Below are 11,241 nucleotides of genomic sequence, written 5' to 3'. Positions count from 1 at the left end.
TTCTGCTCAACTCCTTATTTAATAGATCTCTGAATCCTAAGCGTATCCCTCTGCTTCCCCTACCCCCCTCACTTTGATAAGTTTTTATGAGTTGATCCAAGTTATCTCCCTTTTACGCGCCCTTAGGTTGCATAAAAAGGAATCTCTTGGACAGCTCCCATGTTAGCGGCTTAATCCATGTAGGTTCTGAAAACCTTGCTGAAACTATATAGGTCTTCACTAAATTAAGGTGGCATACCCATCTAGTGCCCTAAAATATAACCTATATAACCTGCAAGGAGCGGTCATAAGTGCTTAAATACTCAACGCCATCTTTGGTCACCACAACGGTGTCTTCAACTTGCAGTCCGGCAAAACCAAGTTCGTAATAGGGAGTTTCTACATTGACCACCATTCCTTCTTTGAGCACGGTTGTATCTTGAGCTGCTATCGAAGGCAGATCGTAACACTCAATCCCGATCCCATGTCCACAATGATGTCTATCGTAATGGGGTATTCCAGCTGCCCGCGTTACCTCAACTGCCCGGTCAAACACATCTGCAGCAGTGGTGCCTGGTTTAATAATGCTGATAGCAGCCTGCTCCCCTTCTAATACAGCTTGGTAGTATTCTTTGGCCTTCGTTGACGGTGTCCCGAAGCTAGCTATTCGTGCAATATCGGAACAGTAAGATTCAAATACACATCCCACGTCAAATCTGATCAGGTCACCTTTTCTTAACTTGTGTTCCGAAGGTATTGTGTTAATCATAGAGCTGCGGCTCCCTATCCCAATGCAAGTCAATAGCGGCATGGCTCCCTCTGATACAATTGACCTGTTGAAGATAGCTTGCATTTCCAGCTCGCTCATCCCTTCTTGGGCTGCCCTTAAAGTAGCATCTATGGCTCGTTCGGTGATACGAGCTGACTCCCTTAGCCGGGATATTTCTTCAGGGGTTTTTACCATTCTTATTTTCTTGAGAAGCCCATACCCTTCAATAATCTGAGCCTTGTCGATTTTAACAGCCAGTTCTTCCTTCACAGAAGGCGTCATCCCAATGGTATCAACGGCAATTCTGGAATTGTCCATCCCTAATTTTTCTAAGGCGCGAGCCAGAGCATCCAGCGGAGTCGCGCTTTTTTCCAGGTTATGCATGGCCCACAAACGGCCGAACTCCGGCCGCTGTTCGCCGGTGGAATCCCTATATATGGGAAATGTGCCATATGCTTCTACAGGCACGTTAGGGCCCTTATCCGCCATGCAATCCAAATCCCCGATTGGTGCCACCACAACCGGCTTCATTTCTTCGTCGGCGGTAATTACAGCATAAACCTGAGTGTCTCTGATCAAGTTTTGACTTAAGCTTCGGTAACCCGACATATAGTTAACATTGGCAGCATAAGAGGCAACAATAGCGTCCACCTGATACTCTCTCATTACGTCAATTGCCCTGGCTCTATTAAGTAACACTCAACCCGCCCCCTAAATTATTTTTGGGTCAAAATGATAACATTCTTTCAAGACAGTGGCGAGCTGCTTTAGGCCCGGTTCTATAACTGGGATATCACCCTTTTTGTCGCTAATGCTTCCGGGATCCTTAAGCCCCGAAGAAGTAACAATGCAAACAGCAGACGATATTCCCGCCAGTTGCCCTGTCTGTGCCATTTGATACAAGCCGGCAGCGGATGAAGCTGAGGCTGGCTCGGCATATAAACCTTCTTGTCCTAAAATCTCCTGTGCAGTCATAATGTCATCGTCGCTAACCTCGACCGCGGTTCCCCCCGAATCCCTTATCGCTTTTAAAGCAGCGAAACTGCTGATAGTTCCGTTAATGGAAAAGGCTACTGACTCTTTTGCACCGATCGGTTCCGGGAATCTTAGATTCTTTCTTATTGCATTGGCTAGTGGCCCTCCCACAAGCTCCACCGCAACCATCTTTGGGAGTCTGTCAATTAGCCCTAGCATCTTCGCTTCATGAAATCCCTTCCAAATTCCGAAAAATCCTTCCCCGTTAGCCACCGGGCATAACACCACGTCGGGAACATCCCAGTTCAACTGTAGACAAATCTCGTAGGCAATGGTCTTATACCCTTCTACTCCATATGGGTTACCGGTAGGTAGGGGCGTGCCATAAGTGCCCAATGGATACCAATCCAGATTCCTCACACAATGGGATATAAACTCAAACCGACCCTTCCATGTAGTGGCCACAACCTTCGCTCCATAGCTCTGCATAAGGCTTTTCATTGCTAATGGGGTAGTAGGAACGGTAAAGACCACACAATCAAGATTAGCCTTTGCGGCATAAGCCGCCGTGGCAGCACCGTGGTTACCGGTGGAAGCTATGGTTGTGACTTTGGCTCCAAATTCCAGTGCTTTAGAAGTTGCTACACATGCTAACCGATCTTTGTACGACCAGGTGGGATTGCGCGATTCGTCTTTTATATGAACCCTTAATCCCAGGTCTTCTGACGGCCGCTCGCATTTGATTAAGGGGGTTCCCCCTTCATGGAGACTAACTTGATTCTCGGGGCTAACCGGCAGCAGTGGTGCGAATCTCCATAATCCTACTCCCTGCCAGGAAGAAAACTTCTCACGTGTAAGGTCTTTGCCAACGTGCTCATAATCGTAACAAACAGAAACACTTGAGGAAAACTGACTATCCTGGCAGCGTGGACAGCCTTCGAACATAGGTGAAATAGGGTACTTTTCCCCACAATTGATGCACTTTAATCCAATAGCATTAATACTTGCCATGCAGTAATCCTGTCCTTTCTACCTCTACAACGGCCCCACCAAAACCAACATTAACGTGGACCTGATATTAAGAATTTATTAAGGGTAATTGATTTTGGTATTCTATCCCCTTTTGTTGGGTTGTCAGTCCTATGTTGTCTGACCTCTTATTTTAAGCCGATACCCTGGTTACTGCAATTTGAGGTAAGCGGTAGTTAGCATGTCGGCTTCCAGGGGCCTTTGTACGTCAGGTGCAATGGATATCCAACTATCCGAACAGTATTGAATCATAGGGTGCTTACTCTTTAACAAAGGGTACACTGCGTCGCAACTCCTACTTCTAAGTGGCTAACGGGTTCTATTCCTGCATCTAGTAATTGACAAGGCACCTGGCGCGCAAAATTGTATGCAATATGGAACAGTTTCTGTCTCACACATATTACATTTCGTTTCATCAATGTTTACAGCGATGTTACCATCAGCATTATTCCGTATTATTTGGATGGCTGCCTTCGACAGACTAAAAGATTTCCAATTGTAATAGGAGCATGCAAGCGCACATGCTTGACAGCCGGTACAAGCTGCTGTATCGACACCGATAGCATAGGAATAAATGCAACTGTCAGTCCTCAATCAAGCGTCCCTCCTCTGCTAACGCCTCTGCAACCTGTTGCAGACCTAGCTTCTCCAGACAGCTGCGCTTTTGCCAACTTGTTTGGCGATCCCAGTCATGCGATTCATAATATTCGTCCAGCATTTTGTCCCACTTATCAAGATTCAGCTTCTGACCAGCAAACTCTCCAGCACTAACTGGTATTTCAACCCACTTATTGGGTGGCAAATCATTTTCACGTTTGAAACCTGCGTGCAGGGTGTTAAACGCCTTCTCTATGTTATAGACTTTATCTCCAACATACATTAACTCTTCTCCGTCCACTGGCCAACCAGTTGCCAACCTAATCATGTTCGCATAATCGTCAGCCGTCATCAAGCAAGGATCAGTCCAAATACTGGTAAACGTACACAGCCCAGCCATATCAACAATGGTATTAAACTTTTCAAACCAGTGTACAAGTTTTCCTTTTCCTTCATACTCAAACGGCATCCCTGCTGTGCTAATGCCAAAACGCTCCTGAGAAAGTTCCTTGGATATCCGTTGTTGTTCCGTATTCGGTGCCCCGGCAAGATGCCCTCCACCCCTGGTACTGGTGACTATTCCTAAAGCCCAACCCTTATGGGATCTTACTCCTTGTTCACTCATGCCAGCTTTCTTGCAGTGTACAGCATAGGCTTCTGTCCCACGTTGTATCTGTTCTGCCGCCCTAAAAACACCCTCAGCTAAAACATTTCCAAATCCTTGGCGAAAAGCGATCATCTGCAGCAGTTTGACAACGGCATCGCCGTCTCCCCAGCGGAGTTTCATCCCCCCGGTAACATTTTTATCGATTAGACCTTTTTCAAAACACTCGATGGCCCACGCTATGGTTGCTGATGCTTCGTCACAATTAATCCCATAGCGATCAGCTAATTCAGTTGCCTTAAGTATATGAATTGGACTATCGACGTCAACATTGCTACCAAATGCGCGATGCAGGTTGACTTCCAGCCCCTCCAGCTTAAAATCGGAGAAGGGCCCATCTTTCACATGGTAAAAATGGCTGCAGTATGCAGGGCAAGCAAAATCGGCAAGCCTTCGAGTCTCGAACTTTTCCTTAAGCAGTATTTCCCGAACCTTAAGCATTTTCTCTGCAGGCCACACACCATCTTCCATGTTCTTAGACGACATAGGGCTTGACCCGTCTATCCCCCCAACCCCGCTGGAACCTAATGTGCCATACCGACGCAGCATCCTTACACTAGAGGAGTTATCCATCTTGTTCCACATGGCGCGAACCATATCAAGAAATTCGGTGGGGGAATGAACATCAATCCCATTGGTACCACGGACAGCCACTGCTTTCACCCTTTTAGATCCCATAACAGCGCCGGACCCTCCCCAAGCGGCAGCACGCCCCATATCTACCATAATACATGCACCCTTGACTAAATTCTCACCTGCCTGACCAATAGCTGCCACACTTATTTGGGGATCGCCTAGCTCTCTTTTTATTGCGTCCTCTGCTTCCCACGCATCTAAACCCCAAATACGGCCCGCATCTCTTATCTCTATTTTGCCATCGTGAACAAAAATGTATATCGGCCTAGTTGCTTTTCCTTTTATAATAAGATGATCAAACCCGGCGCATTTTAGTTCCGGTGCAAAATGACCGCCAGCGTTGGAAAATGAGATTCCGCCGGTTAGCACATTTTTAGTGCTTACGTTTAGTCTGCCGCAGGTCGGGGCCAATGTGCCCGTAAGTGGCCCAGTGTTGAACGTAATTATATTTTGGGGACCAAGTGGATCCGTACCAAGGGGTACCTCACGAAAAACCAACCAACTCCCTACTCCTCTGCCTCCAATAAATCCCCTATAATTCAAGGCGTTTTCCGTCCAGATACTTTCTGTTGATAGATCTATCCATCCTATACTGCCCGCCAAAGCGTTGATCACGATATGGCGTCCCCTTTCTCTACACGTGGAATCCCGTAAGGCTTAGATAATTGAATATTTGGGTCTGGATATTATCTTTAATGTCTGCGACCCCGGTAAATCTCTGGTTGTAGTGAAATTGTTTAATTAAAGGGGATTTCACTTTCTTTTCATCCCGACCTATCGCTATCAGCTACACCAAGTAGACGCTGCCACCGGTCCTCCAATTGCTTCCCTGTCTTGGCTGTCCAAAGAGCCTAGACACCGAGCCTGACCAATTCTCGACTGGACTTGCTTAAAAAGCGCACTCCTTCCTCTGTTACCAAAACAGTATCTTCTACTTGTAGCCCGCCCCAGCCCAACTCGTAATAAGGTGTCTCGATGCATAGTACCATGCCAGCCTCTAAGGGGCTCTTTTCACCGGGTCCAACTGATGGCCAGTCATATATCTCCAGCCCAATACCATGGCCACAGTGATGGCGGTTATAGTGGGGTATTCCCGCCTTCCGGGTTTCGTTTAGTGCCGTGTAGTAAATCTCCTCGGTGCTTATACCGGGGCGAATCTTTTCCACTGCTCGCTCTTCCCCAGCTAAAATGGCCTGGTAATAATCCGAGACCTTGGCGTCACACTTGCCAAATACCGCTGTTCGGGCCAAGTCAGAACAATATCCTTTATAAATACAGCCAAAATCTAGGCGAATAATGGAGCCTTCTTGTACTTGTTTGGCGGTATTTATGGTATCGGAAAAAGCACTGCGCTCATCCACAGTGACAACGTTAAAATATGGCTTAGCACCCCTGGCTGCAACCTCTTCCATAAAACGCTGGCCTATTTCAAATTCGGTAGTACCGGTTTCTATCTCTGGTAAAACGGCATACATCGATTCCTCAGCTATTTTCGCCGACTCTTCCAACAGGGTGATTTCATGTTTGTGTTTAATCATCCGTATTTCATAAAAAATATCGGCCGCTGGTACCCATTGAATCCCAGGGAAAGCCTTGGTGAGCTCGTGCCACATTTGGGGTGTGATGCGGCCTTCGTCCAGCCCCACCCGGCCACTTTCGATTCCCAAATCAGACAAAGTCTTAATCAGAGCCTCAAGGTTTCCCTTGCCCCGGTTATTAATAACCTCTGAGATCTTTTCTCCTCCGGTGGAAGGAAAAGCGAAAAAGAATTCACCGAAAGCCTGCATTTCGGTATCCGGAAAACGCTCTATCGCTGTGGGAATTTCGGCAGTGGGTATCACCAGTACTGCCGCATCCTTTTCAGCGGAATATACCGAGAAGATCCGGTTTCGGTTTAATACCTGAAGCCCAATACTTTCATATCCAGACAGATAATCAATGTTTGCCGGTAGCGATGCGATTAAGGCCCTCAGGCGATGTTTCGTTAGTGCTGTCTCTATCCGTTCTTTTTTATAATCAACAAACTGTTGCATTCTTCATCCTCCAAAAACAATGTTCTCATTTTGGTAACAGGGTAGTAAAGTGAATTTAGCTCTGTAGCCCCAGTAAAAATATAAATTTAACAACTGATCTTACATGCTATCAACTTTGGAAGCTTCTTGACCGGCAGCCAGTAACAATGCCGTGGTCGCTACTCTTTCACCAACTATCCGGGCCGCTTCCATGCCAATATCAGTATCCTTGGTAACACCATCTCGTCCCCTGTTCCCGCTTAACCAGGCAGGAGCCCCAATATATCCAACGTGGGAGCCACCTACGCAAACGAAATTGTTAATCAAAAACCAATGCAAGATGGATGAAATCACATGCTCTTGACCGCCATGCCGATCAGCGCCGACAGCTATTGCTCCGGCTACAGTCCGGGACCAATCGGGCGGTTGGCTTACTGCTTCTTTGTAAAACCAGCCTTTAATTAACGATGTTGCTCTTTCCATGAAAGCACGTGCCTGGGAGTTTAAGTTAAAGAAATAGACCGGTGCTCCCAAAATTACGCCGTTAGGTATCGGGTTGATCAAAGCATCGAAGGTTTCGGCCCAATCGTCGTCTATAATACACTTTCCTTTAGACAGGCAGGCACCGCAGTTGATGCACCCCGATATTTTTTTATTGGCCAAAGACACGTAGACTGTTTCCACTTCCGCGTTAATTTTAGCAGCTTCAAGGGCAGTCTTTACCAATATTTCGGTGTTAGCCCTTCTGGGGCTAGATGAGATACCCACAATTCGTAGCCGCAAATGAATCACCTCAAGAAGTAAGTCTCCCGGTACACATTTAGTGTCACCGGTGGGGACTTAGGTACTGCTCACCTAAGATCCCCACCTGGAAACACCATCAGCAATGATTGCCTTCTATCAATTCTAACGGGGCTTTAGAACGGGCGCTTTTCTTTCGTGAAAAAGGACCGCACGATGGCCCGAAGCAGCTCCACCTGGGCAGCTACGGCGTCAGCCGGGATACCGTCCACGTAGTTGATCGCCTCACCGAAGCCACCGTCGATACAGTTCATTTCGGCGCAAATTTCTATCAGCTTAATTTCTTCTTCCGGAGTATGAAGAAGATCTAAATTGCCGGTTACTATTTCAAGGGCTGCCACCATGCCATAGGCTCCTAGATTGGATGTGGTCGCTGGCAACAGATACTCCGTGGCCAAAGCTGTTATGATCCCTTCTTGTGCCGGGCATTTGCACATTCTCCCGACAGGCACTATTTCCCGGGCTTCTTCATATATTTTGCCAAACCCAATTTCGTTACCTACATCTCCGGTCCCAACGCTTAGTTTCTTGCCATCGGTCATTTTCTCCAAAAACAGCGTAAGGGGCGCATCTTTACCGTCTCTAGCCGGCCCAGTGGCCAAATGGTGAATACCTTCTTTAGATGGGCCACATTTTTCAATAAAGACAACTGCGTCTAGTTGATCAGCTAGGCGGGCGTTTTCTTCCGCACTCTCTCGCGACAATACATGGAAATCCCCAGGTGTATTCAACTCTTCGCACATCTTTTCCATTACCGGAACAACTTCTTTTTCGACACAGTAAAGGACCTGTGCTCCTAATAATGTTAGTGCTTTGCCCAGTACTACTGTACCAATGGGGCCATCGTTTTCCCCGTCAGGCATCCATTCAGGGTCCCAGAACCCTGTGACTAAGCCGAACCTGCCCTCGGTGGAATCGATGCAGTCCTTGATGGCGGCTGCAATTTGGTAAACAATGGGATCCCCGTCTTTTCGAGCTGCGTCATACAGAGCAGGAATGATACCTCTTTCCAGATAAGGTAAACGTACTTCTGTCGTTACTAATCTATCAATGCTTTCACAAGCTATTTTCATTGGTAACCCTCCAATACCCAATTCTTGCTGTATTGCTTCTAAGTCCCCTAAGTTTGGGTTGGGATTTTAGTCTGTTTTATATATAAGGTAATGTACAGTCGGTATTAGAGAAATTAACACAAAAATAATAATTGACGTCAGCATGATCAACACTCCTCTCTTATTCTTGCCTGCTGATAACTAATACACCTAATACTCCCGTAATAGGGCTCCATAACCAGGAATCTTAGCCTTCAGTCCGCCTTTTCTCAGCATGTCCCAAAAAGTGGCCTGATTACTACTGATCGTCGGTAACCCTAAGTCATCCTCAATACATTCCAATACCTCGATGGAACGGAATCCGGTACAACTAATGAAGATTCCATCTGTCTCTCCTACTACGGTTTCTTTGACCAGTTTATACACGGCCTCTACTGGAGTGCTCATAATTTCTGGACCCTCGACGCAACCCAACCCCTTAAGGCTCACAACCGAAAAACCATTGTTGTCCAAGAAAACCTTTACTTTCTGCATTAACCAGTCTGGATAAGGAGCGACCACTGTCAGTTTTTTCACTCCTAATTTTTGAAGCGCAGAAATAACAGCGGTAGAGGTAGTTGTAGCTGGAATTCCTGTTGCCTTCTCGATGATGTTTATTATTCTTGCATCGTAGCCCATACCCTGAATGAGACTACCTGTAGTACACCCAAAAGCAACCAAATCCACTCCTGCGTGCGAAAGAAGCTCTGCTGCTTCCTTGGTGTAGTTAATTAAACCATTGATTTGTTCTTCGGTATCTGCTGTTAACCACATCCGTGCAAAATGAACACTAACACCTAGTGGTGCCATTTTATTAAATTCAGGTTCCATAACCGCGTTAGCAGATGGTACTGCTACACCTAGCTTCAATCTCCATCCATTCAATTTTTGTCACTCCTTGACGGGAAAAACGGAGCTAGTGCGGTTTGGGGTGGTTCGGGAGTCAGGTAGCTAACCAGAATAGTGACTACAATAGCTAAGGGAATACCAACCCCAGCTGGTGGCAATGCTTTGGAGCCAACTGACATCCATAACCACGAGCTAACAAAGCCGGTAATCGAACCTATCATAGCTCCTTCATATGTGGCTCTCTTCCAGAACAAGCCCAAGATTAACGGTGGGAACAGCGTGGATGATACCACATTAATCATAATGTGATACATTTCCATTATGGTGGCTGGTGGATTGAAGGATAAGAACATTCCTCCCAGACCAACAATGACTAGCGCCCAACGTGTCACTTTCATTTCTTGTTCTTCCGTTGCTTTTTTATTGATAAATCCGGCATAAATATCATGTGAGACCATCGAACCAACAGCTAAAAGTAAGCTATCAAGAGTTGACATTATGCCTGCCACAATGCATGTAAGAACCAAGGTTCCAAGGAAAGGAGGTAATACTTTATCGACCAAAGAAGGAAAAGCGCGGTCTACTGCTTCTAGTTCTGGCATCATCACTCGCGCGGCCACTCCAAGAATTGCTAAGCAGATATAGAACAATATAAGAATTGGTGTAGCTAGACCAATTGTGCCACGTGCTAATTTGCCATCCCGTGCAGAGAAAAACATCCTGTGATAGAAAGGAACGCAACAAACAACTGCAGCTAGAGCAAACGATTCTATTAAGATATGAGAAACTGTAAACTGACCACCGCCTAATGCGTCGAGCATAAACCCTCTTGGGCGAGCCTCTGTTACTATTTCCATGGCGGAAGAATTAATTGCCGATAATCCTCCGCCAAGTTTAATAACGGCTATTGCTGCAATAAGCACGCCAGTTAACATCACCACGGCCTGTACAACGTCAGTCCACACTACTGAGCGCATACCTCCCGAGGTAACATATATCACCATGGTAATACCTATTATAACTAATCCAACTTTGTATGGAATACCAAGGAACTGTTCAATTGTGTATCCTACACCCATGAACTGCTGCATTAAGAAAAGTGATTGCCATACAATAAAGACTATAGCTGTCCAAAGACGCATTTTAGGATTGTAATAACGTACGGCATAAATATCTGGTGAAGTAACACCTGCTTCAAAGTTTCTTAATCGATCACTAACAAATCCTAACAGTGTCCAACCACACGCACAGCCAATACCATATATGGTAATTAAAGACCAACCATTACCATAAGAAAATGCAACATATCCAAGTATACTGGATGCACTAACAAAACTTGCTGTAAAAGTTCCAACCAATGGAACGATTCCAAGATCTTTTCCGGCAACGTAGAATTCCGATAAGCCTTTCGTTTGTTTATAAGACCAATAACCAATAAGATATACAATTACAAGGTACCCAATAAAAAAACTCCAGCGAAACAACATTTGTGATTCTCCTCTCTTCACCATTTAATCTCTTAGGTTGAAGTAAACCTCTTCATAGGCATCCCACCCTCCTTAGTTGTCGGACGTATGTTGTCTTACATTCTTAATCAATGACTAATTCTGCACTGCCAAACAAAATTCCTGCTTTCAAAAGTTTTTTTATTTATGTTTAGAGGGTCTTCACATCTCCTAAGTAAAGCGTGCGAATGTCAATGAATATTTGAGCCACCCGATCATGAATTTCTGAGCCACTGTGATCACCAATAAGTGAGCTACAGGGTCCTTGATTTCTTGAAGCCGGGTTAACCTTTGTCCATCCTGTAAGAAGGGTTATTCATGTTAAGTATATGAG

Annotated in this window: 8 protein-coding genes; all 8 read right to left on the bottom strand. The window is 45.8% G+C overall.

Going from position 1 to position 11,241, the window contains the following annotated elements; all coding sequences use genetic code 11:
- Nucleotides 1–262: 262 nt before the first annotated feature.
- The 8 genes from GX016_08320 to GX016_08285 all read right to left on the bottom strand — a co-directional run bounded on the left by GX016_08320 (nt 263) and on the right by GX016_08285 (nt 10,889).
- Nucleotides 263–1,447: an aminopeptidase P family protein gene (locus GX016_08320; GenBank protein HHT71564.1), complete on the bottom strand. Its 1,185-nt coding sequence runs from the start codon at nt 1,445–1,447 to the stop codon at nt 263–265.
- Between the two features lie 12 nt (nt 1,448–1,459).
- A complete protein-coding gene (locus GX016_08315) occupies nt 1,460–2,734 on the bottom strand; it encodes a pyridoxal-phosphate dependent enzyme (protein HHT71563.1) in 1,275 nt (424 codons plus the stop codon).
- 601 nt (nt 2,735–3,335) lie between these two features.
- Nucleotides 3,336–5,264 (bottom strand): aldehyde ferredoxin oxidoreductase family protein, encoded by a 1,929-nt coding sequence (locus GX016_08310; GenBank protein HHT71562.1) that lies wholly within the window; start codon nt 5,262–5,264, stop codon nt 3,336–3,338.
- Nucleotides 5,265–5,500: 236 nt separating this feature from the next.
- Complete coding sequence (locus tag GX016_08305) at nt 5,501–6,682, bottom strand: aminopeptidase P family protein (GenBank protein ID HHT71561.1); 1,182 nt, start codon at nt 6,680–6,682, stop codon at nt 5,501–5,503.
- Nucleotides 6,683–6,781: 99 nt separating this feature from the next.
- A complete protein-coding gene (locus tag GX016_08300) occupies nt 6,782–7,444 on the bottom strand; it encodes a flavodoxin family protein (GenBank protein ID HHT71560.1) in 663 nt (220 codons plus the stop codon).
- Between the two features lie 134 nt (nt 7,445–7,578).
- Complete coding sequence (locus GX016_08295; protein ID HHT71559.1) at nt 7,579–8,535, bottom strand: DUF4392 domain-containing protein; 957 nt, start codon at nt 8,533–8,535, stop codon at nt 7,579–7,581.
- A gap of 189 nt (nt 8,536–8,724) precedes the next feature.
- A complete protein-coding gene (locus GX016_08290) occupies nt 8,725–9,438 on the bottom strand; it encodes a maleate cis-trans isomerase (GenBank protein ID HHT71558.1) in 714 nt (237 codons plus the stop codon).
- Nucleotides 9,435–10,889, bottom strand: coding sequence for a sodium:solute symporter family protein (locus tag GX016_08285; protein HHT71557.1), 1,455 nt, complete (start codon nt 10,887–10,889; stop codon nt 9,435–9,437). Before GX016_08285 ends, GX016_08290 begins: the two co-directional genes overlap by 4 nt.
- Between the last annotated feature and the right edge of the window lie 352 nt (nt 10,890–11,241).

This window comes from Bacillota bacterium, assembly GCA_012837285.1.
Taxonomy (GTDB): domain Bacteria; phylum Bacillota; class DTU030; order DUMP01; family DUMP01; genus DUNI01.
The sequence above is the reverse complement of the archived record's forward strand: the minus strand, read 5'-3'. Positions and strand labels throughout refer to the sequence as shown.

What these genes read in the sequence shown, in the direction of transcription:
- GX016_08315 (HHT71563.1), bottom strand. Translation starts at nt 2,734, where the DNA reads ATGGCAAGTATTAATGCTATTGGATTAAAGTGCATCAATTGTGGGGAA.
- GX016_08295 (HHT71559.1), bottom strand. Translation starts at nt 8,535, where the DNA reads ATGAAAATAGCTTGTGAAAGCATTGATAGATTAGTAACGACAGAAGTA.
- GX016_08305 (HHT71561.1), bottom strand. Translation starts at nt 6,682, where the DNA reads ATGCAACAGTTTGTTGATTATAAAAAAGAACGGATAGAGACAGCACTA.
- GX016_08285 (HHT71557.1), bottom strand. Translation starts at nt 10,889, where the DNA reads ATGTTGTTTCGCTGGAGTTTTTTTATTGGGTACCTTGTAATTGTATAT.